Origin of the sequence: Maritalea mobilis (assembly GCF_004363175.1) — a bacterium.
GTDB lineage: Bacteria > Pseudomonadota > Alphaproteobacteria > Rhizobiales > Devosiaceae > Maritalea > Maritalea mobilis.
The window spans coordinates 294446-317486 of the sequence record NZ_SNYR01000001.1; the positions used below are offsets into that span (position 1 = coordinate 294446).

The 23041-nt window shown below is 50.3% G+C and carries 13 protein-coding genes and 1 tRNA gene (1 of these 14 only partly in view); 5 read left to right on the top strand and 9 right to left on the bottom strand.

Features of this window, described 5'->3' with window-relative positions:
- The 3 genes in view from ATL17_RS01290 to ATL17_RS01300 are tightly spaced (each overlapping or abutting the next) and all read right to left on the bottom strand, a layout consistent with a single transcriptional unit that may run on beyond the window.
- Positions 1–600: the beginning of a non-ribosomal peptide synthetase gene (locus tag ATL17_RS01290; RefSeq protein ID WP_133570973.1), read on the bottom strand. It extends 9627 nt beyond the left edge of the window; the window shows 600 of its 10227 coding nt (coding positions 1–600); its start codon is at positions 598–600; its stop codon lies off the left edge, out of view.
- On the bottom strand, positions 597–6974 hold the full coding sequence (locus ATL17_RS01295) for a non-ribosomal peptide synthetase (RefSeq protein ID WP_133570974.1): 6378 nt from the start codon (positions 6972–6974) through the stop codon (positions 597–599). Before ATL17_RS01295 ends, ATL17_RS01290 begins: the two co-directional genes overlap by 4 nt.
- Positions 6974–11854, bottom strand: coding sequence for a non-ribosomal peptide synthetase (locus tag ATL17_RS01300; protein ID WP_133570975.1), 4881 nt, complete (start codon positions 11852–11854; stop codon positions 6974–6976). The genes ATL17_RS01295 and ATL17_RS01300 overlap by 1 nt, the downstream gene beginning before the upstream one ends.
- Positions 11855–12473: 619 nt before the next feature.
- Here ATL17_RS01300 and ATL17_RS01305 point away from each other — a divergent pair.
- Genes ATL17_RS01305 through ATL17_RS01315 form a run of 3 tightly spaced genes read left to right on the top strand, consistent with a single transcriptional unit; the run spans position 12474 to position 15376 of the window.
- On the top strand, positions 12474–13718 hold the full coding sequence (locus ATL17_RS01305) for an MFS transporter (RefSeq protein ID WP_166638851.1): 1245 nt from the start codon (positions 12474–12476) through the stop codon (positions 13716–13718).
- Positions 13705–14727 carry a GSCFA domain-containing protein gene (locus ATL17_RS01310; protein WP_166638852.1) on the top strand — a complete coding sequence of 341 codons (1023 nt, stop codon included), beginning with the start codon at positions 13705–13707 and terminating at the stop codon, positions 14725–14727. The genes ATL17_RS01305 and ATL17_RS01310 overlap by 14 nt, the downstream gene beginning before the upstream one ends.
- Positions 14714–15376, top strand: coding sequence for a hypothetical protein (locus ATL17_RS01315; protein ID WP_133570978.1), 663 nt, complete (start codon positions 14714–14716; stop codon positions 15374–15376). Before ATL17_RS01310 ends, ATL17_RS01315 begins: the two co-directional genes overlap by 14 nt.
- Here ATL17_RS01315 and ATL17_RS01320 read toward each other — a convergent pair.
- The 6 genes from ATL17_RS01320 to ATL17_RS17040 form a co-directional block, all read right to left on the bottom strand.
- A complete protein-coding gene (locus ATL17_RS01320; protein WP_027835361.1) occupies positions 15373–16248 on the bottom strand; it encodes a TauD/TfdA dioxygenase family protein in 876 nt (291 codons plus the stop codon). The two genes, ATL17_RS01315 and ATL17_RS01320, sit on opposite strands and share 4 nt — an antisense overlap.
- Before the next feature lie 39 nt (positions 16249–16287).
- Positions 16288–16944, bottom strand: coding sequence for a hypothetical protein (locus tag ATL17_RS01325; RefSeq protein WP_133570979.1), 657 nt, complete (start codon positions 16942–16944; stop codon positions 16288–16290).
- A 78-nt stretch (positions 16945–17022) separates the two neighbouring features.
- Positions 17023–17727 (bottom strand): 4'-phosphopantetheinyl transferase family protein, encoded by a 705-nt coding sequence (locus ATL17_RS01330; protein WP_166638853.1) that lies wholly within the window; start codon positions 17725–17727, stop codon positions 17023–17025.
- Positions 17714–18478: a thioesterase II family protein gene (locus ATL17_RS01335; protein ID WP_133570981.1), complete on the bottom strand. Its 765-nt coding sequence runs from the start codon at positions 18476–18478 to the stop codon at positions 17714–17716. Before ATL17_RS01335 ends, ATL17_RS01330 begins: the two co-directional genes overlap by 14 nt.
- 141 nt (positions 18479–18619) lie before the next feature.
- Positions 18620–18695: transfer RNA gene (locus ATL17_RS01340), tRNA-Lys, on the bottom strand.
- A gap of 92 nt (positions 18696–18787) precedes the next feature.
- Positions 18788–19711, bottom strand: a complete 924-nt coding sequence (locus ATL17_RS17040; protein ID WP_246028609.1) for a hypothetical protein — start codon at positions 19709–19711, stop codon at positions 18788–18790.
- 137 nt (positions 19712–19848) lie between these two features.
- On the opposite strand from ATL17_RS17040, the gene glmU reads away from it, so the two are divergent.
- The gene (gene glmU, locus ATL17_RS01355; RefSeq protein ID WP_133570984.1) at positions 19849–21186 is read left to right on the top strand and encodes a bifunctional UDP-N-acetylglucosamine diphosphorylase/glucosamine-1-phosphate N-acetyltransferase GlmU; all 1338 of its coding nucleotides are present in this window, start codon (positions 19849–19851) and stop codon (positions 21184–21186) included.
- Positions 21187–21195: 9 nt separating this feature from the next.
- Positions 21196–23022 (top strand): glutamine--fructose-6-phosphate transaminase (isomerizing), encoded by a 1827-nt coding sequence (glmS, locus tag ATL17_RS01360; protein ID WP_133570985.1) that lies wholly within the window; start codon positions 21196–21198, stop codon positions 23020–23022.
- The last annotated feature ends 19 nt before the right edge of the window (positions 23023–23041 follow it).

Consider the following 23041-nt stretch of genomic DNA (forward strand, 5'->3'; position numbering starts at 1 on the left):
ATCAACTTTTGCAGGCGCTTGAGCACCAGCAACAAGCGCGCTGTACTCACCAGCAACGTCTTGCAGCATAAAGCCCAAACTATCGCGGTCAGCCACTGTATGGTGCGCCAACACAAGCAAAATATGGTCATGATCGCCAACGCTAAACAGATGCGCCTTCACCAACCCACAGTGGCCCAAATCCATCGGTGCGGCGACAGCTTTGCTGATCTGCTTGTCGCGCTGAGCAATGCTTTCCGCACGTTCAAAACTCAGCGGGAAGGGCGTACCAACCGCCCCAATATGTTGCACCAATCCATCGCTCGTCATGTCGAATGACGTGCGCACCGCTTCATGGCGGTCAGAAAAAGCATGGAAGGCTTGAGTTAGAAGCTTCTGATCTATTTGCCCGTCCAACCGCAACATGGCCTGCAAAACATAAGCTGCACTTGCATCTTCGCCCTGAGAGAGCAACCAGAACATCTTTTGCGCAGCAGAAGCAGGCAATGGCTGTCCATCGCGCGGCAAACGAGGAATGCCGGCATTGGCCTTCACCTGCTTCAAACGATCGCGCGAAAACCGTGACTTTTTTGATGGTGCTGAAATTGTTTGCCCACTCATTGTGTCGTCCCGTCCAATTGATCTTGCAGGTAAAATTCTTCGATATATTCCGCCAGACTGGCGATGGTCGGCCGTTCAAAGATCACCTTCACATCCACATGCTCTTCCAGCATTTCGCGCAAAATGGTGATCACCCGAATGGCCAACATGGAATGACCGCCAATGGTGAAAAAGTTCGCATGACGACCAATATTTTCCAGCCCCAAAATATCGGTCCAAATCTCCGCCAAAGTGGCTTCAACTTCACCCTGCGGCGGCTCATCCGAAGGCGCGGGCACCGTGCCAATCTCAAGCTCTGCCAGTGCGCGCCGATCAATCTTGCCATTGGGGGTAAGCGGAAATTGTTCAAGCTGAATAATTAAGGAGGGCACCATATAGTCCGGCAGCACCTGCGCCAGCTCAGCGCTCAAAGCACTTGGCTCTCCATTGGAAACAAAGGCGATCAGCCGATTGTCACGCAGTTGGCACACAGCATGCTGCACCCCAAGTGCGTTTAACCGCGCCTCAATCTCCCCAAGTTCAACACGATAACCGCGCACCTTCACCTGACTATCGGTGCGCCCCACAAAGGCCAGTGTGCCGTCCGGCTGCTGCTGAACCAAATCACCTGTCCTATATAGCCGCTGTGTAGAACCCGGAATTTGAACAAAAGCCTTTTGCGTCAACTCACCTGCATGCAGATAGCCAAAAGCGAGCGCATCGCCGCCAATATAAAGTTCGCCCTTGTACCCCGCAGTCACAGGGCGCTGATTTTGATCCAGTACATACAACGAGATATTTTGCAGCGGCGTGCCAATGGACACGGTGCCATCAGTTTCTTCGCCGCTAAATTCATAAGCGCTCGCCCAAACAGTGGCCTCTGTCGGGCCATACACATTGGTCAATTTCGCGTTAGGGAAGGTCGATTTTGCCGCGTGAAATAGTGCCGTTGAGCTTGCTTCTCCACCGCAAAGGACATGCCGGACACCAGCAAGATGCCTATTCTGATCCACCAGTAGCGACAGCATAGATGGCACCATCTGCAAAAAGCTAACGCCTTCTGCCTCCACCAACTCAGCAATAGATACCGCATCAAGTTCTTGCCCCGGCGCGGTGAGAACGACACGCGCACCAAGACGCAGCGGCGCAAGAATTTCCGTCACCGCAATATCGAAACTAAGTGAGGTTACCTGCAAAACGCGATCATCGCGCGTCATCTCAAATTGCGTGGCAATTGCGTCGAGATAATTGCACAGGCTCTGATGTCCAACTTCCACGCCTTTAGGCACTCCAGTTGAACCCGACGTATAAATGACATATGCCGCATCGGTGGCAATTTGCACAGGCGTTTGCACATTTGATGCCGAATAAAACTGCTGATCCCGAAGCGAAAATTGATCAGCGAATAAGCCACTATTGACCTCTTCGGTAATGATCAAATGCAGGCGCGCATTCTCCACAATCTGCGCCAATCGCGCAGCCGGATAACCCGGATCGAGCGGCAAATACGCTGCGCCAAGCTTATGAACAGCAAGGATCGCCTCAATCATGCGCGGTCCACGCGCGACATGAATTCCCACCAAGCTACCAGAGCCAACCCCATGAGAGGCTAGATTCTTCGCCAATTGGTCCGCTGCCGCATTTAACTCAGCATAGCTGATGCTTTGGCCTTCAAAGCGAATGGCCGTTGCGTCGCCATCTATTTGTACCCAATGGGCAAACCGCTCGATAAATGAGGTCGCATTGATGTCGGCTTTGGGCCCAACGAGGGCGGGGTCCAACTTCGCTAGCGGCAATAATTGATCAAGTGACGCTTGCGGTTCTCCCACCGCTTTTTCGAGAAAATCAATAAAACCGTCGGCTAGCTTTTGAATTCGCGCTGCGTTAAAAATATCAGTCGCATAATTGATATTGAAGCTGATCACATCACCGCGCCGAACGCCCACTGACAAATCAAATTTAGCCTCAGTCTCAACCGGATCAATCATCCGCATTTGAGCGGCGCCCAAATTAATAGGGCCGCTTTCGCTATTGTCCTGCACCATCATAATTTGGAAAATCGGACTATGTGCGAAGCTGCGTTCAGGTTGAAGACGGTCAACCAGCTTTTCAAATGGCAGCGATTGGTGCGCCATATCTTCTTGAAATTGAGAATGGGTGGCATGCAGAAAATCATTGAAAGAAGTGGAAAAATCAGGTTGCACCCGCAACGCGACAGAATTGACAAAATTGCCAATCACGGCCTCAAACGCGTCACGCTCACGGTTTGCTACAGCCGTACCGATCACAATGTCAGCTTGCCCTTGCACATTGCAGAGATAGGCCGCGAAAGCGTTAAACAGGGCGGAAAATTCTGTCACACCAAGTTGCGCAGCGAGAGCGTCAAGCTTGCTCGAGACCTCCTCATTCAGTGCGGCGGAAATCGTTTGCCCCTTATGCGAAGGCTGCGCAGGCCGCGGCGCATCCAATGGCAGTTGATGCAATTGCGGCGCGTCTTCCAACCGATCTAACCAATAAGCAAGATCCTGGTCGCCATCATAATGTTCATGCTGCCAAACCGCGATATCCGCAAAATTCAAACTGGCGACAGCTTTTGGTTGGGAGCCGCCAAAAAACGCCTGAAGCTGGTCAAAGAAAATACCAACAGACGTGCCATCAAACGCAATATGGTGCACCGCAATAAACAAACGCGATTTATGATCATTCAAAATAGCCAGCGCCGCCCGGAAAACCTGCCCCGAAGACAAGTCAAATGGCGCGTTTAAAATCTGATCTTCAAAATCAGTCAATTGCGATGGAATATCTTGGCTCTGGCGCAAATCTGAAACGCTTAGAACGCCAGCTTTAAAGGGCACTACTTGCTGATAGGCTTGATCAGATTTTTGCAGATAGGCAGTCCGCAAAATCGGATTTTGTTCGACAAACTGATCAAAAAATATCGCTAATTTTTCAACATCAATTTCGCCATCAATCTCAAACACCAAGGGTATGGTGTAGAACCGACCATGGGCATCAATCTGGTCAATTGCCCACATGCGTTCCTGAGAAAAGGAAAGGGGCAATGGTTGCGACAAATCTTGCCGTGCAATTGCAATCGGCACCGCGCCAACATTCGTTTGCTTGGCATCCAATGCTGAGGCGATCGCCTCAATGGTTAGATTTCTGATCACATCGCGCAGTGCGAGCTGACTGCCAAAATACTGATTGACCTGATTGAGCATCTTGATGGCCAGAAGCGAATAACCGCCAAGAGCAAAAAAGCTGGCGCGTACGTCAACCACATCGCGATCTAGCAGCTTGCACCATAACGCGCACAAATCTTGCTCAGCCTGATTGCGCGGCGCGGTGCCTTGTTGCACCTCTTGGGTAATATCCGGTGCGGGTAGGGCTTTCCGGTTAATTTTGCCACTGCTGGTCAGAGGCACGTCATCCAGCACAATATAGTGCGCGGGCATAAAGCTCGGTGGCAAATGCTCAGCAAGAAAATTAGCCAAAACGCCACTTGCTTGCCCCGATTCTAGCGACGTTTGAACATAAGCCAGCAATTGCTTGCTGCCATCTGGCAGGGCATTTGCAACAACCGCTGCTTGGCTCACGGCTTCATGCTGCAGGAGCGCAGTTTCAACTTCTTCCAGTTCAATGCGCACACCGTTGATTTTAACTTGGAAGTCACGGCGACCAACAATTTTGATCGTTCCGTCAGCACAACGCTTCGCCACATCACCCGTGGCATAAGTCCGCACAGTCCGCCCACCAACATTAAGCTGACCAAATCGTTCTGCCGTCAGCATTTCATTGTTAAGATAATGCAGGCCTACTTGCGCGCCCGACAAAACCAATTCGCCTTCGCAATGCGCAGGACAAGGGTTGCCATATGCATCAAGCACATGAGCGCCAGTGTTCGGCAGCGGCTGGCCAACATGCACTTCATCACCGTCGCAAAGCGTGGCCGCCAAAACATAGCCAGTGCATTCACACGGGCCGTAAATATTGATCAGATTTAGGTCTCGATTGGCGGCAAACAGTTTAGATTTAAGCTGGTCAGAAAGGGCTTCACCGCCAGAAATGATGGTCTGTTGCGCCTTAGGGCGCCAGCCATCATCAAGCAGAAATTGCCAAGTGGTTGGTGTGGCGAACAAATAATCAACGGCCAGCCGCTCTTGATCTTGGTTCAGCAGTTTTCCGTCACGAAACCGCGTTGGTTCGAACAGCGCAATGGATCCGCCAAAGGCCAGCGCAACATAAATCTCAAAAAGATGGGCATCAAAAGTGAGGGTGGACGCCACGCCGAAACATTGTTCGGAGGCAAAACCAAACCGTTCTTGGCTGGCAAAAATCAAATTGGTCAGTGCACTGGCGGGCAACGCCGCGCCCTTCGGTTTGCCAGTCGAACCTGACGTAAACACAAACATCGCTGGCATTTCACTGTGCCACCCATCGCCAGTTCGGTTTGGGTTTTTCGCTTCAATGCGCCCATCAGGCTCAACGCAAATAAGTTGTGCGAACTCGGCACATTGCCGTGCGGTGCCAATCAAATGCGTGCATTCCGTATCCTGAATAATCTGCTCATTGCGTGTTGCCGGATTATTGCTATCCAGCACCACATAGGCACCACCGATTTTCTGCACGGCGATCAAAGCAATCAGATTGTCGGCTTCATCGCCAATAAAAACGCCCACGCGACTGCCGACTTGCACACCATTCGCGATCAGTTGAGCTACCAGCCCATTGGCACGCGCGTTCAAGTCGACATAACTCAGCTGTTGAACAGCACCATCTTTGCTGAGCCAAGCGCAAGCCTTAGCGTCTGGTGTTTTCTCAACCTGCTTTTCAAACAGATCGGCAAAACCTAGCTCAAGCGGATAGGGGACCGATATGCTGTTGAGTGCATCCCAGTTTTCCTGAACTTCAGGCGCAGCCAGCGCCACATTGGCGAGCTTCTGGTCAGGTTCGCTTGCCAAACGATCCAAGGCATAAGCATATGTTTTAGCGATAGATTCAACGGTTTTCTGCTCAAAAAGCTTGTCAGCATAAAGCCAATTGGCAACCAGACCACCGTCAGACGTGCCAGTCAAATGCAATTCAATTTCAAATCCAAGATGATGCGCGTCGAGATCAATTTTTTCGCCTTTTTTCCCATCCAATGTAGGACAAGATTCGGCTTCCTCCGCGAGAGAAAAGATCAATTGGGTGAGGGGGGTAAAACTCGCTTCACCTGCAAAGCCAAGCTGTTCAATAATCTGCTCAAAATGCAAATCTTGATGGGCCTGCGCGGCCAAATTACTGTTGTGCACCCGGTTAACGAACTCGCGAAAACTTAACTGATGATCCGCCTGCACCCGCAGCGGCACCATATTGGCGAAAAAGCCAATCAGATTATCAAGCTTTGCACCCTGTCGGCCCGCCACCGGCGTGCCGATCACGCAATCTTCCGTCTGGCTATATCGCGCCACCACCACATAAAACGCAGCCAACATCACCGAATATAGGCTGCATTCGCACGCACGGGCCAAATCGCGCAATCTTTCCAAAGTTGCACGATCAACTGGCATGGATAAAAGCCGACCAGAAAAACTCGCCCGAGACGGACGTGCATGGTCAGGCTTGATGGTGTTGAGAATTGACGCACCGTCCAGTTGCTCGCGCCAAAACATGCGGCTTTTTTTCGACCAATCTTTGCCGCCTTGCCACCGCGCAAAATCCCCATATTGAAAAGGAATGTCCGGCAAGTTCTGACCTTCGTCGGCGTTGTAAAAAGCCGCCAGTTCTTTGTAAAAACAATCGAACGACCATCCATCAAACACCAAATGGTGAAAGGCAAAAAACAGATAGCTCGTATCTTGCTGCTTTTGCAGTCCAGCGTAGCAAACCGTGCCCTTGCCAATATCCAACGGCACGGCCATTTGCTTTGCGATCCAGCTGTCAAAGTCTACTTCTTCTTGAACATCAAAAGCGAATTCCACATCAGCAATGGGCGTTTGCATTGCTTCGCCTGCATCATCAATCGAAAACTTTGATCGCAAGATTGTGTGTCGATCCAAGATCGCGTTGAGCGCCCGTTTCAGCCTTGTGGCGTCCAACTGCCCATCAAAGCGATAGGCGGCGCGCATCACATATGTATCTTGCAGATCAAACGCTGTTTCTTGATAAAAAACACGTCGCTGCGTTTGGGATAAAGGCGCGGCAGAAGTCGGGTCACCAGCTTGCGGGCCGCCATTTTTCTGTGCGGGCGCTCGTTCTTCAAAAAAAGCAATCAAGTCCGATTTGCGACCCATAATGGCTTGGCGTAAATCATCGCTTGGCGGCTGAGTGCGCGCGCGAAACTTGAGTTTCCCAGCTTCCACATAAAGCTGAATGCCTTCCGCCTTGGCTTGCCGCAAAAGCTCAAGAACCATCAGAACTCACCATCAAATTGATAGTCAGCTTTTGGTTCGGCGAGGCTGCCCTTTATCAGATCAATATATTCCGCCAAATCCTGCACAGTCGCATGGTCGAAAAAGTCATTCACTTTAAGTTCGACATTAAACTGATCGCGAATGGGTCCAATCAACCGAATGGCCAAAAGCGAATGTCCACCCACTGTGAAGAAATTATCGGCAATGCTGAGTTTTTCGACATTTAGCGCCGCACACCAAAGTGCATGCAAATCTGTTTCAGTTTGCGTTTCTGGCGCAACATATTGAGCGGCATGGGCAATTGATTCTGGCAGCGCTTTAACGTCCACCTTGCCCTGTGGTGTCAGTGGTAGGCGATCCAACACGATGATCGTGTTGGGCACCATATATTTCGGCAACACCTTGGCAAGTTGTGCTTTCAAATGACGTGTTAGCTTGTCTTCATCAACGCTGCTCGTCACAGTCACATAAGCGCAAAGCGCGCTGTTTTTCACCGCAACCGCAGCCTGCGCCACATCAGAATGGCTTTGCAAACTGCTCACAATTTCTGCAGGCGCAATCCGGTAGCCGCGCAGTTGAATTTCGTCATCAATACGACCCAAAAATTCCAACTGCGCATCATGGCGCCAACGTACTTTGTCGCCAGTCCGATAAAATCTTTCATTCGGCCAATCCGCCAATTGCACAAAGGATTTGGCGGTTTCTTCCGGCAGATTAAGGTAACCCTTGGCAATGCCAGTACCACCGATCACTAATTCTCCAGGTGCGCCAACCGGGCATAGCCGTTCATCATCCATCACCAAGGCACTTGTGTAAGCCGCTGGTCGACCAATGGGCGGCGCCTCAGGCCCATTGCGCGGCACTTCATAAAACGTGGCATCAATGGTAGTTTCTGTCGGGCCATAAAGATTGAGCAGTTTCGCACTAAATCCGTCAGGCAAACGTACTGCTGACAGGCGGTCACCGCCCGCGGCCAAAACCTTCAAACTATCCGGCCAAGTTACATCGCTGTTGAATGCTTCTTCCAGTAGTCCAGTCGGCAAACAGGCCACACTGACCAGTTGCTCCCGCATCAATTGCATCAAACCGCCCAAATCATCACGTTCCTGATCCGCAATCAGTGAAACGCTGCCACCTGCGAGCAGCAGAGGCCAAATTTCGCCGTGATATGCATCGAAACCCGTGTGAGAAAGGCTAACACCGCGCGATTGCGCATCAAGCTCCATAATCGACATGAGATGAGCGCATTCGTCCAACAAGCTATTCGCGTATATCTCCACGCCCTTAGGCTGTCCGGTAGAGCCTGATGTGTAATTCACATAAGCCAAATGCCCATCTTGCAACGGACGCTCGTAAAAGCTTGTGTCTGATGCACTCGCCTCATTGATCTCCACACAGTCGAAAGACTGTGCTTGCGGCGGAAACGCATTGTCCCAAAGCACAATGCTTGGTGCGCTGTCGCGCAACATATGTTCAATGCGGGCATCGGGCAGGGAGGGATCGAGGCAAACAATAGTTCCCTGAAGTTTTTGCACCGCAACCATCGCCACAATTTGCGCCATGCCCCGCGCCGCATAAATCGCCACGCGATCATTCGGCTGCACCTTGTGTTCGAGTGTTGCCGCAAGAGCATCAGAACGCTCATCCAATTGGCGATAGCTCATCACCTCATGGCCAGCCCTCAAAGCAATATGGTCGCCTTGGGATTTAAGCTTCGCGTTGAGCGCTTCGACAAGGCTCTTGCCATCAAGTTGCGCACGAACAGGCGCCGGCACATCATAGCCCCGTCCCCAATCAAACAACAGAACATCTCTTTGTTCTGTCGTCAGGCTCGGCACGTCAGCAATGGTCATATCCCGCGTTTCACACAGGGCCAAAAACACCTGTTTAAAGCTCTCAACAAAATGACGAATTTCATCAGCATGATAAATATCGCTGCGATATTCCCAGAGAAACGAGACCATGTCATTGTCTGTGAAATGCTTGTCGCGGTTCACCACCAAACAGTCCAAATCAAACTTGGTGGTTTTGGAAATCACCGTTTCATCTTTGCGCCAGCGCAGCCCGTCAATTTCATCCACATCAATCGGCGCATCATGGAAGCCAAGCAAAACATTGAATAGTGGATTCTGCCCGCCAAACCGATCTGGGTTAAGCGCCTCAACCACAGCACCAAAAGGCATTTCCTGGTTGGCATAGGCAGCATCAATTGTCTTTTGCGTTTGTTGAACAAATGAAAGCGCGTCTTGATCAGGATCAATTTTGGCACGAAGCACCAGCGTGTTCACCAACATGCCGAGGATTGATTGGCTGTTCAGCCAATTTCGGTTAGCAAATGGCGCACCAAAAACAATGTCTTGCTCGCCTGAATATTGCCAGAGCACCAAGTTGAGCACCGCTGAGGTGAAGCCAAAAGGCGTTACACCAATTTCGCGGCACATGTCCTCACATCTTGCCCACTCAGCGCGGGTGAAATCGATGCGCTCATAACCGCCTTCAAAGCCCAATCGCGTTGACTTCTTACCAAATATCGGCACCGCACGTGGCGCATCTGCAAGTTGCTCAACCCAATAGGCCTTTTGCCGCTCCGCATCTAGTGAGGCGAGCCATTCGGTTTGTGTGAGCAAAAAGTCCGAATATTGCGGCACATCTGCGGGCGCAAATTCGTAATCGGGCGAAGCAAAATGATGATACCAACCCATTAATTCTGCGGTGAATTCTGAGCCGCCCCATCCATCATGCACAATATGATGTTCCTGATGCAGCAGAGCATAGTGCTGATCAGAAAATTTGATCAATGCAAACCGTGCCAGTGGCAGTTTGCTCAAATCAAAAATACCCGGCAGCACTTCTGCAAATGTCTGCTTGATAAAATCCTGGCGCGCATCTGCTGAAACATGCGTGGCATCGATGCTCGGATATTCAACCTGATGATGCGGCAAAATCTGCTGAACCGGTTCACCCTGATCTTCGAAAAAGACTGTGCGATAAATCTCGTGCCGATCAAAAATCTTCTGCGCCGCGTTCAGCATCGCTTCAGGATTAAACGCGCCTTCAAAGTGATGTACAGCTTCAGCGAGATAGGCTTTGCTGGTCGGGTCTTGGTTGAACATATACCAAGCCGCATTTTGCTGCTGCGACAGCGGCAAAACATCTGTGTCACGTTGGTTCAGCTCAATCTGTACAATATCGGTCGCATCGCGCTCCAGCAGATCAATCAATTCGGCAAGTGTCGGCGCTTTCCGAAAGTCGCCAACTGCAACCTTACGGCCAGTTAGCTTCGATAGTTTGGCCAACAGCCGCATCGCGCCAACTGAATCGCCACCAAGCTGGAAAAAATCTTGATCCAACTCGACATGCTCGCGTCCAACTTCATGCAAGAAAGCCGCACGCGCCACACTTTCCAAATCATCGTCTGAATACACAATTTCAGCATCAGCAGTCGCAAGCGCCGCCAGAGCTTTGCGATCAACTTTGTGATTCAATGTATAAGGCAAGCGATCCAAAAAATTGAAATATTTAGGGAAATGAGACTCGGGCAGCCGCTTAGACAATACGTCTTTCAACTGCGGCGTTAACTCATTCTCGGCGGCATCCGCCACCACGAACGCCACAAGATGACGGTCACTGCTATTGTCGCCAACAGCAATCACAGCCGCCTCACGCACCTCGTTTTGCTCCAACAACACAGTTTCAATGGCGCTGGTCTCAACGCGCGCACCGCGAATTTTCGCTTGAAAGTCTGTCCGGCCAACAAACTTGAAATTACCATCTGGAACTACTTGAACTTCATCGCCCGTAAAATATCGAACGATGCCATCTTCGCCTTCGATAAAGCGTTCAGCGGTTTGCTCCGGCGCGCCCATATAGCCTTTCGCTAGCCCAAAACCACTAATCACCAATTCAAGGCTTTTCGGGTCTTGCGACAATTGGATATGCTTAAGTGGAGCGCCCAAACTGATCGGCAAGTTCGGTTCAATTTTGCACAGGCTGGTGCAAACTGAAGCTTCTGTTGGTCCATATCCATTGAATGTTGGGCAAACCGCCGCCCAATCCCACAGCAGCTGATCATCAAGCTTGTCGCCAACGCAAATTAACGCGTCCAGCGCATAATCTTGCCGTTGTGGCAAATAGGGGGCGAGGGCAGCGGGCAACGTCAAATGTGTTATCTTTTCCGCAACGAGAAACGATGCCAGTTCCTCCGGGGCTAACCGAGCGGTTTCCGGCACAATCGCCAATTCGGCACCATGCAAATAGGCCTGCAAAAATTCCAGCACCGCAGAATCGAAGGAAAGGCCCGTGAATTGCGCAATGATTGAATTGGCATCCATCCCGGTACGCGCACCGAAATCTTTTGCCGCCATCAACATGGCATCCAGCGCCAACATCACGCCCTTGGGTTTGCCTGTTGTGCCAGACGTAAACAACACGAATCCCACATCGCCAGCCTCCAGCGGGGCAGGTGTCGTCTCTTTTTCCGCTTTGACTGAATCTAGACTTTCAAGTGTCTGGAATTGTGTGTCCGCCCATCCTTCAGGCTGATCGGTAATCACCAAACTACATTGCGCAGTTTCAACCAGATCTCGTTTATATTCTGCACCATGTGCTGGATCGATCGGCACCACAACGCAGCCCGCTTTAAGGCAGGCCAACATGACAACAAATACATTCGGCCCTCTGTGTAGAGAAATGCCGATGGTGGGGCGTCCAACTTCTTGCGCGATGGGAAGGTTTAGGCCGCCAATTGCCGTCGCCAGCGCGGCAGCTCTTTGCTCTAAGCTGCCATAATCCATTCTCATCCCTTCAAAAGAAAGGGCGATCCGGTTCAAATCCAAATGGTTGGCCGGGGTGGTGCGAAATGGATTTACAAAATCTGGCATCTTTAAAGATCTCAAATGCTATGAATAAAGCGCCAATTGCTTGGCGATCCGGGCAATCAAATAAGCGAATAATGTCGCTTTTATGCTGCTGATGCCCACGGATAAAATGATCGAACCTCGCACCGTACGCCTAAAACTTTAGTCGCGAAAGCTAAAGCGAGGGAGATGAAGTGCGAGATTCGATCGAATAGGGTGCAATGCGAAAAGGCTATAAACGCACCAACTTGGTTGCGCCGAAGTGCATGGACACACAAATGATCATCGGCGTTTTTAAGTTTGTTCTTAAAATGTTTTTTTCGCCCATAATGCTAGTCCCTCCCAGAGCATAATTGGCAACCAAGTCATATGTTTTGGTCTCACATATGGCACCTGATATTATCGTTTTTGGTCACCGCCATTTTATGGTTCGGCAACTCGAATAAGCTAATTCCGATTTTTGCATCAATCCAATGCTGAATCTGCATACCCTATGCATCTCTTGCAATGGATATCCGATCCATATGACGTTACGCTGTCAAACTTGTGGCGTAAAAGAACGTATCAATACGCAGGGACAAAATCCCACATCGCCGATAAAGATAAGAACGATCCAATAATGGACGTTTGGGGGGAGAAGAGCGTGGCCAATGAAAAGAAAGCAGGGGGCTTTGTCGCAACTTTGCGCAGCTTGCCGCCTCACGCACAATTCTTCATTGTCGCGATCACTTTGACCCGATTGACCAGTTTTATGGTCTTTCCGTTTTTAGCTGTCATTTTGAGTGAGCGCTTGGGGGCAACCGTTTTTCAAATCGGCTTTCTGTTTACCTTGGGCGCATTTGTCGGTCTGGCGGCATCGCCTATTGCTGGCTTCATTGCCGACGGGATGCGGAAAAAGAATTTGATGCATGGCGCCAACCTGCTGACCATCATTTGCTTTCTGATTTTAGCATTCCTGCCCAATTTACAGGCTTATTTCATCGCGATCACCTTGTTCTCGGCTGCTGGAGGGGTGCTGGAGCCACTTTTGCGCTCATCTTTGGGCGAATTGGCCGAAAATGAAGAACAGCGCCCAGCGCTCTTCCATGTGCGATATTACATTGTGAACATTGCAGGCGCCGTAGGGCCATTTATTGGCCTGTGGTTTATTCAAAACGGAAACAACTCAATTTTCCTCATCGCTGCCGCAAGCTATATACTCTTGGGCTATGCGATTCAGTTCAAATTGCCTGAAATTGAAGACACACCGACCGCCAAAGAACGTGGCTCAAGCCTTTCCGTCTTAAAAGAGGCATTCAAACATCGTCTATTTGTCGCCTTGTTCATCTCCAACTTGCTGTTGGTCTTTATCTATGCACAAACCGACGAGCCGTTGACCTTGCATATGATCAATCTGGGTGTGCCCGATCTGGCGGCGATCATCGCCATGCTCACCGTCACCAATACCGTCGTTGTGCTGGTCATCCATGGCCTGTTTATGAAGCAGATTATGGAAATGGGGGAACGGACAGCCTTTCTGGTCGCCATTGCCTGTTTGGGCTTGTCGCTATTGATGATTGCCATCAACCAACAGCAATTTGTCTGGCTTTGGGTCTTGGCCATCGGGGTTTCAACACTCGGCGAAATTATTGCTTTGCCTATGTTTCTCACGATTGTGGATCGTGTCGCGCCAAAAGATCAGCGAAATTCCTTTTTCGGCATCTACATGTTGTCCAATCTCGGGGGCGCCGTTGCGCCTTTGTTGGCCGCACAATTGATCATCACATTGGGCGGGCCAGTTTTGTTTTATGCCGCAACGGCCTTGTGCCTGCCGTTGGCATGGATCGGCTATATCGCTTTGAAAGAAAAACAACCAATTGCGGAGGAGGGGGAGATTGAATCCGTATGAAAAACTGGATGATCGCGCATTTTGGAAACTCGGCGTTGCCGAGCCCAAACAGGGCGAACTCACCCAAGTCTGGCTTCCCAAGTTTAAAATAGAAAAGCAACATGCCGTTGCCACTGCCGGCTCATGCTTCGCGCAAAATATTGGGCGCGCACTGCGTAGCCGTGGCATGAATTGGTTGGTCACCGAGAAGCCACCGCAATCTTTGCCGCGTTCACTGCACACCGCGCATAATTATGGACTTTTCACCTTTCGCACGGGCAACATCTATACGCCTGCTTTGTTGGCGCAATGGGTGCGCTGGGCATTAGATAGATCCAGCATGGACCAAGAAGTGTGGGAAACAGACGGTCGATTTTTCGACCCGTTCCGCCCATCAGTTCGGCCTAATGGTTTTGAAAGTGTCGAAGAGGTGTTAGCCTCTCGACACATCACCGCCGATGCAGTCAAAACAGCAATCGAGCAAGCCGATATCTTTCTGTTTACACCGGGCCTTACCGAGGCTTGGGTCAACACAAAGTCAAAATCCATTTATCCAGCTTGTCCGGGCACAGTGCAGGGTACCTTCAACCCTGATGAGCATCAGTGCATCAATTTCGGTTTTGAGTCGGGCAAAAAAGCCTTGGCGAGCGCGTTCGACGCCATGCAAAATCACAATCCAAACATCAAAATGCTGCTTACCGTTTCGCCTGTGCCGATCACGGCAACGGTAACTGGCCATCATGCGCTCACCGCCAGCACCTACACGAAATCGGTGCTGCGTGCCCTTGCTGGCGAATTTGCCAATGCCAGTGAGCATGTGGACTATTTCCCGTCCTATGATTTGGTGTCGCCAGCCATGTTGGACCAGTCCTATTTCAACGAAAACAAGCGAACAGTTTCCCCCAGTGGCGTCGATTATGTGATGAAGCATTTCTTTGAGGGCTTGGGGCAAGAGAAACAATCCAGCCCGGTTCCAATGGGCGATATTGTCTGTGAAGATGAGATTTTAGAATATTATGGCAAAGCATGAATTTGCACTGATTGGTGACTCGCACGCAGGCACCATTGGCCGCGCTGCGCGGGAACGGGGCATCGAATTTGGCGGCGGCCCCATCGCGTCCGGCAAAGAGTTTTATTCAGAATTTTTCGAGGTTGAGCAAGGCAAACTCAGCTTTGTTGTAGAAGATACAATCCGGGTATATGGCGAACTGTGCCAGCTTTGGGGTGTAGATTGTATTGAAGATGTAGAGATTCCAATTGTCTCCACCATTGGCTCTGGATTTCATTTCCCAGCGGCACGCGCCGTTTGGGCAAACTTCCGAGATGAGAACCTTGGCTTTCCCCAAGACTTCATCGCTGGCCCCATGTGCCAATCCATCTTTCAACGCATGCAAGCACCCATGTTGGCCTTTCATCAGCACCTAGTCGAGCAGGGCAAAACCGTGTTTTTCGCCCTGCCACCACAACGCATTCCAGACAGTGCATGGGGTGAACTGTTCCGTGCACTGCAAAATCGTGCCGTTAGCGAACTCACAAAAATTGGCTGTTCAGTCATCGATGTGCGCAATGACACGTCGGATAAGGAAGGCAATCTTCTGGCTGAATATTGCCAGGACAATGATCCAATTCATGGAAACACCGCCCTAGGCAAAAAGATGTTAGAGGTCGCTGGCCTCTAAATTTTCTCGTAAGGCTTTTCGCCCACAAGCGTCACCCGCTCACCAAAGCGGGAATAGGGGTAATAATCCCAAATGGCCCGGTGTTGCGTGCAACGATTATCCCAAAACACCACGGTGCCAGCTTCCCACTGAACACGGCAGCTCAACAGCACTTCATGCTCAATCTGCCGGAACAGCATTTCCAAAATGGCACGGCTCTCAAACTCAGTGAGCTGCAAAATGCGCGTTGTAAAACCGGGATTGATATAGAGCATTTTTGCGCCCGTTTCCGGATGCTTCACCACAATCGGGTGTTCAATTTTTGGCAAATTGGGTGGCGCTTCATAGCCAGCCCATGGCAACGCTGCATCGTGGATCGCCGTCATGCCTTCCAGCATTTCTTTCATGCCTGGCGAAAGCATTTCATAGGCCAAATGCATATTGGCAAAAACCGTATCGCCACCGCATCCGATTTCGGGGATTTGATGAATGTGCAGCATCTGCGCCCATGCGGGCTGTTCCGATGCAGTGCCGTCTGTGTGCCAAACTTCACCCGCCACAAATTGCGAAGCGTCCGATGCTTGGATCAATACAATCTCGGGATCATCGCCATCAATATCTTCAAGTGCCATTTTCCGCAGCGTACCAAAATTGCGAGCAAACTCTTTTTGCTGCTCCGTATCAATTTTTTGATCGCGGAAAACCAACACATGATATTCATTCAGCGCCTGCCGCAATTCAGCAACCTGCTCTTTGCTGATCGGTTGTGACATGTCGATGCCACTCACTTCGCCACCAATAACCGGATTGAAGCGCTTTACATTGATGGTCTTAAAGTCAGTCTTTTTGGCTGTGGCGATCTTTTTGATCGCTTCTAAATTGGTGTGATCCATTTCTCTCTCCCAGATGACAATTCTTCTTGTCCGTTTGTTTTAATTGATGGCCTGCTGCAGTTTTTCCTGCAATTCTGTTGCCAATTCTGCTTGGCTTTTTGGGCCCAAGGCATTCTGATAGCTGCGCATCAAGCCACGTAAAAATGCGTCAGGGCAACTATTCAAAAATTCGTCGACGCTTCTTGTCTCAAAGCTTTTTGCAATGCCTTCGCCCATCGCCGCACTCACCGTGCGGTTGAAAAAGGCGAGCATCGCATTGGTGTCAGTTTCGGCATAATATTCCGCATAATTCTCCGCACTGCCGAAATGCTCATTGATCATGTCTTGATTTTTGCCAGCAAATTCCATGGCACTTTCATGCGCCGCATCATAAGTCGCATCATAGGCAAATGATTGGCCTGTTTGCTGCTCAAACATGTCCCGTAATGCTGCCGCCCAAAGTGTGCCAACATAAGTGCCGTCTGTTTTCCATTGCTGCGCCAAAGCTTCAACGCGCTGAAGGGGCGACAAATCCTCAGCCCGCAATTGCGAAACAGTTTTCGCCACGGGCAATAGCCCATCGCAAACCCATTTAATCACCGCGTCAAAATCATCTCTTTCGACATTATCAGCCGTAAGCGGCGGAACATTTTCCGCGGCTGAATTGGCGCTTAAAATGTGTGAGAGGGTGAGGGCCCAATGGGGATCATTGTTCATTATTTTGGGCCTCATTTGATGCAGTATCGCTTTTCAAAAATCTGGTGATCGTGCGCATCAATTTTTGACCCGCAAAATCTATGATAAACCTAGCAATTCTGCGCTATTGAGGCAAGTCAGAACGCAGCCATTTACAGCTGAATTTACCGCTAAACAGCCAATTATTTCGGCCTGTGGATCATCAAAATCCAACAAGCGAAAAGAACCAGAAAACTCAACAACTGGATTATGCGTATTTAGCCGTACATCAATAGTGTTGAGCTCATCAATCAACCCCGTTGCCGTCACCTTCAACAGCGCTTCTTTGCGCACCCACATACGCAAAAAACCAATGCCTTGTTCAGCGGTAGCTTTTTGGGCAATCCAATCTTTCTCATTGGCGTGACACACCATATCGATCAAACTGTCAGCTTCTTTTTTGCGCGACATTGTTTCAATATCCACGCCCACAGAATGGTGCCGATGAAAGGCAACCGCAACCGCTTGTTGTGTGTGGGAAATATTGAAATGCATGCCCGGGAAAGTTGGTTTGCCATTTTCAGTCAGATCAAAGTCAATTGTAGGCAAGTCCAAGAAATGCCTGACCAAACTACGTCCCAAAATGTGCGCTTGGCGTTGTGCGGGGACTAAAACACGACCAAATTTCGCCGTTTCGTTCGGCGTAATTTGAGGCGTCAACTCCTTGAGTTCGTCAAGCGACGCATAAAAAATGGCTGCTTGATCGGCATCTAACGCCTGATTTATCCGCGACCTACATGCATCAAGTTGCTCATGCAGTGACATGGGTTTTTCGCGCCACGAAGTCATTGACGATATTTTGCAATTCCGGGCTGGGCGCCTCATGCATACTGTGCTCACCGTCAATTTGCTGAAGGTCAAATTGCCCGCTTGTAAACTGAGCCCAAGGTTGCATAGTCTCAGGGCGCGTAACACTGTCCTGATTCCCAGCAATCGCCAGAATATCGGTGGAAATGACCCTTCCGTTCACTGGCTTATAGGCTGCACACATCCGAAAATCGCTGATAATTGTTGGCAGCAATAATTCCAACAATTCAGGATATTGCATAAGTTCTTTAAAGTTTGGGTTGAACGCCAACAAATCATCGGTAATCCGCGCCTCATCTTCAAGCGTTGGCAAATGCCGCGGCTGGTCGGGTGAGGGCGACGTTAGCGCGATGATGAACTCAGGCGCTTGACCTGCCTGTTCAAACCGCCACGCTAATTCATACGCAATCCATCCGCCCATGCTGGAGCCCAGAAATGCAAAGCGGTTCATTTGGCTGGCACGTAGCTCTTCGAACACATCATCACATAGGCGCTGAAAATCGCTTGGTGGTACATCATCAAGCCGCACACCGCGGCCCGGCAAGGTGACTGGGGTCACCTGCACATCATTGCTCAGAAAACGCTCCCAGCTCTTAAATATGGCCGCGTCAGCGCCAGCCTGTGGAAAACAGAACAGCTGCAATGCGGAAGTAGCGGCAGGCATAAAAACAAGCTCCAAATCACTGCGCAAATCATCATTGGCATGCATATAAGCAGACCTGTTTCAGATTCACAAATGATTGGGAGAAAACAAGAAATATCGGGTGCAAGCGCAAAAGCTCGCGCAAAAACACAACAAATTTACCGAAGCAATCTGCGTGAAGAAACCGAGATAAGTCTTTGAAGGGAATGGTGTGCCCGGAAGGATTCGAACCTTCGACCGTCCGATTAAAAGTCGGATGCTCTACCAGCTGAGCTACGGGCACAAGAGCGTTGTTCATCAGCGAACAGCGCGGACAATAGTTTTATTCGCGTCTGTGTCAACCAGAATATTTCAACTTTTGAAATTTTTTCTAAATCAGCTCAAATCTTCCAGCGGAATCCCATCAAAACTGCCTGCTTCACACACATAGCCCTGACGGATAATTTCTTTGCACAAACGCAGCGCATCGTTCTCTTCTTCCAAAGGACCGACCACAAGTTGGATTTTATCTGATTCATTCACCACTGGAATCATCTTTGGTTCCAGCCCCAAAAGCAGCGTGCCCACATTGGCTTTGATGTTCAACCAGTTGAGCTCTGCTTTGTTTTTCTCGATTCGCGGTCCCAGAATCACACCGTAGATGGTTTCAGCACTCGGCAATGCGTCCATCGCATTCACGCTGGCGGTGGTCATCGGATCAGTCTGCGCGCCCGCCGCAGCATCAATTTCCGGCAACGCGGCCATATTGGTGATTTCGGTTGGCACCTCGTTGCCATCAATATTGGCCACAATTTCTGGCAATTCCTGTTGCAGCTCCGGTGGCGCGCTCTCGGCCAAGGGCAATGTTTCAAACAGGTAAGAGCGGGCAACCTTCAAATCATCATCAACGCGAATAATCTCTTCGCCGTTGGCTTCGTTGATAGAAGCCGTGATCAAGCTCTTGTCCAATTGCGCGCCAGGTGGCAAAGCTTCAAGCAAAATCGGAATGCTGGCTTCCAGCGCCCGCACACGTTTTGACACAAAACTGTTGCTCTCTTCGCCTAACGTAAGGCGGCTGTCTGCCACATTGGATTCGCGCTTCATTGCGGCAAATTCAATGCGCATGGCCCGCAATTCAGATTGCACTTGTGCGATTGTACCAAGATTGTTTGGTGTTTCTTTCAGCATGTTGCTCCAACCTTGTGGCAACAACAAGCTGGCAGAAGAAAAGACCAGCATGGTTGTAAGTGAAGCAATCGCAACAAGACCCCACAATCGCATATCTGATTGTGTAAACTTATTGAGTTCTTGTTCCGTCATCACTAGTTTTCCCCAAAAGAGCTGCGAATCAAACTGTTAACTAAGAATAATAATGCAGATATAATTTACCATTTTGCCAACACATTCGTGGCATATGCCCAAATACAGGACTTAAAAGGGGTGGGGACCTTTATTTTATGACCGAAATTTTGACGATTATTCTGGGTGCCGGTGAGGGCACGCGCATGAAGTCTGATCAACCGAAGGTGCTGCATAAGGTTGGCGGACGCCCGATGATTGGCCATGTTTTGGCCGCTTGCGCCGAAGCTGGAGCCAAATCACGACATATTGTTATCGGCCCAGATCATGATCATGTGCGCGATTACGCTAAAACTGTGGATAGCCACATCACGACCTCCATCCAAAAAGATCGCTTGGGCACTGGGCACGCAGTGCGCGAAGCACGCGAAGCGTGGAAAGATTTCGATGGCTACGTGCTCGTGCTGTTCGCGGACAACCCGCTCATCTCACCAGCGGTGATCGCTGATACGGTAGCTTGTTTGAACGAAGGGGCTGATTTGGCCGTCGTTGGCTTCCAAACGCCAGAACCGTTCGGCTATGGCCGCATCCTTGTCGAACATGGGCAAGTCAAAGCCATCCGCGAAGAAAAAGACGCTACCCCTGAAGAGCGCAAAATCAAATTCTGCAATTCCGGCATTATGGGCTTCAAGGCGGATTGCCTGCGCGCTGTGATTGATGAAATCAAAAATGACAATGTGAAGGGTGAGTTTTACCTCACCGATGCAGTGGAAATCGCCAATGCACAAAACAAGCATGTGCGTGGTGTTGAATGCCCATTCGTCAACGTACTCGGTGTGAATGACCGGGCCCAACTGGCTGAAGCTGAGCATATTTTCCAGCAGGAAAAACGGTCCCACTTCATGAAAGAAGGCGTAACTCTTGTTGCGCCAGAAACTGTATTTTTCAGCTATGACACCAAAATCGAAAACGATGTGGTGATCGAACCAAATGTTGTGTTCGGTCCCGGTGTCACCGTGGAAAAAGGCGCGCACATTCAAGCCTTCTCTCATTTGGAAGGCGCATATGTGGGAGCCAATGGCCAAATTGGTCCCTATGCGAGGTTACGTCCCGGTTCCAATCTCGGAGCTGGCGTTAAAGTGGGCAATTTTGTCGAAACCAAAAAGGCAGAGATCGGCAAAGGCTCTAAGGTCAACCATCTTAGCTATATTGGCGACGCCAAAATTGGTGAAGGCACCAACATTGGGGCAGGCACCATCACCTGCAATTATGATGGTAAGAACAAATTTGTGACCGAAATTGGCGATAATGCCTTTATCGGCTCAAACAGCGCATTGGTGGCGCCTGTGTCTATTGCAAACGGCGCATATGTGGCGTCTGGCTCTGTGGTCACCATGAATGTTGAAGAAGATGCCCTGGCGATCGGTCGTGCACGTCAGGAAAATAAAGAAAACTATGCCGCGCGCATCCGTGCCCGGTGGGTTAAAAGCGAATAGGATCAAAATATGTGTGGGATCGTAGGTATTGTCAGCACGACACCTGTGGCTGAACGAATTGTGGATGCGCTTAAGCGGCTTGAATATCGCGGCTATGACAGTGCAGGCTTGGCCACGTCTGTTGGCGGCGAAATTGACCGCCGTCGTGCACCGGGTAAGCTGACCAATCTGCGTGAACGGTTGGAACAATCGCCGCTTGATGGCACCATTGGCATTGGCCACACACGCTGGGCCACACATGGCGCACCGACTGAGGAAAATGCCCACCCGCACACCACAAATCGCGTTGCCATTGTCCATAATGGCATTATCGAAAATTTCCGCGAACTGAAAAAAGAGCTGGATAAGGACGGCTATCAGCCTGTTTCTGAAACAGATACCGAAATCGTGGCGCTCATGGTCACCCGCGAGCTAGATCGTGGCGCGGCGCCTTTTGATGCGGCGGCCAACGTCATCAAGCGGCTCGAAGGCGCATTTGCCCTCGCCATGATGTTTAAAGGTGAAGACAATCTGATCGTCGGCGCCCGTCAGGGCGCGCCATTGGCCATTGGTCATGGCGACAATGAGATGATTTTGGGCTCTGATGCCATCGCCATCGCGCCGTTTACCGACAAGGTGACCTACTTGGAAGAAGGCGATTGGGTCGCCATCACCAAAGACGATGCCCGCATCTTCAATCGCGAAGGTCAGCCTGTTCAGCGCGCTATGGCGCAAACCCAATTGGGTGTGAACATGGTGGATAAAGGCAATCACCGCCATTTCATGCTCAAAGAAATCTATGAGCAGCCAGACGCGATTTCTCACACCGTTTCGCATTATTTGGATTTGGCCAACGGCAAGGTGAAGCTGCCAGCTAAATTGCCATTTGATTTCAAGTCGCTCAATCGCTTGACCATTTCTGCCTGTGGCACTGCATTTTATGCGGGCTTGGTCGCCAAATATTGGTTTGAGAAATACGCGCGCTTGCCAGTTGAAGTCGATGTGGCGTCTGAGTTCCGCTATCGCGAACCGCCGATGGATGCAGATGGCCTGGCGCTATTCATTTCCCAATCAGGTGAAACGGCCGACACGCTAGCTGCATTGCGCTATTGCAAAGCACAGGGCCAGCACATCGCCTCCATCGTGAACGCGCAGGAAAGCACAATCGCCCGCGAGAGCGATATTGTTTTCCCCATCCAGTGTGGTCCTGAAATCTCTGTAGCCTCCACCAAAGCCACAACGGCGCAATTGTCTGTATTGGCCTCATTGGCCATTGCGGCAGGCCGTCAGCGCGGCACCATTTCAGAGGCAGAAGAGTTTGAACTGGTCGACATGTTGGCCAAACTGCCCGGCGCCATCACCAAAGCTCTCGCATCTGAAGATAAGATCGACCAAATCAGCCACGCCCTGTCAAAAGCAGATGATGTGCTTTACCTTGGCCGCGGTTCACTCTTTCCAATCGCATTGGAAGGCGCACTCAAACTCAAGGAAATCACCTATATTCACGCCGAAGGTTACGCCTCAGGCGAATTGAAGCACGGTCCGATTGCCTTGATCGATGAGACCTTGCCAGTGGTTGTGGTCGCGCCATCTGATCAATTGTTTGATAAAACCATCTCAAATATGCACGAAGTTGCAGCGCGTGGTGGTAAGATCATTTTGATCACCGATGAGGCAGGGGCCAAATCTGCCGGTGATGATGTAAGTGAGATCATCATCGTGCCCGACGCCCATGAATTTGTGATGCCCATTATCTGTGCGATTCCAGTACAATTATTGGCCTATCACACAGCGGTCTTTATGGGCACAGATGTGGATCAGCCGCGAAATCTCGCTAAGTCTGTTACGGTTGAGTAAGCGGCAGACTTCGTATTCG

Bases quoted from the DNA above. Each gene is read 5' to 3' on its own strand.
- ATL17_RS01295 (WP_133570974.1), bottom strand. From the start codon at position 6,974: ATGGTTCTTGAGCTTTTGCGGCAAGCCAAGGCGGAAGGCATTCAGCTT.
- ATL17_RS01300 (WP_133570975.1), bottom strand. From the start codon at position 11,854: ATGCCAGATTTTGTAAATCCATTTCGCACCACCCCGGCCAACCATTTG.
- ATL17_RS01315 (WP_133570978.1), top strand. From the start codon at position 14,714: ATGGCAAAGCATGAATTTGCACTGATTGGTGACTCGCACGCAGGCACC.
- ATL17_RS01320 (WP_027835361.1), bottom strand. From the start codon at position 16,248: ATGGATCACACCAATTTAGAAGCGATCAAAAAGATCGCCACAGCCAAA.
- ATL17_RS01325 (WP_133570979.1), bottom strand. From the start codon at position 16,944: ATGAACAATGATCCCCATTGGGCCCTCACCCTCTCACACATTTTAAGC.
- ATL17_RS01330 (WP_166638853.1), bottom strand. From the start codon at position 17,727: ATGTCACTGCATGAGCAACTTGATGCATGTAGGTCGCGGATAAATCAG.
- ATL17_RS01335 (WP_133570981.1), bottom strand. From the start codon at position 18,478: ATGCATGCCAATGATGATTTGCGCAGTGATTTGGAGCTTGTTTTTATG.
- ATL17_RS17040 (WP_246028609.1), bottom strand. From the start codon at position 19,711: ATGACGGAACAAGAACTCAATAAGTTTACACAATCAGATATGCGATTG.
- glmU (WP_133570984.1), top strand. From the start codon at position 19,849: ATGACCGAAATTTTGACGATTATTCTGGGTGCCGGTGAGGGCACGCGC.
- glmS (WP_133570985.1), top strand. From the start codon at position 21,196: ATGTGTGGGATCGTAGGTATTGTCAGCACGACACCTGTGGCTGAACGA.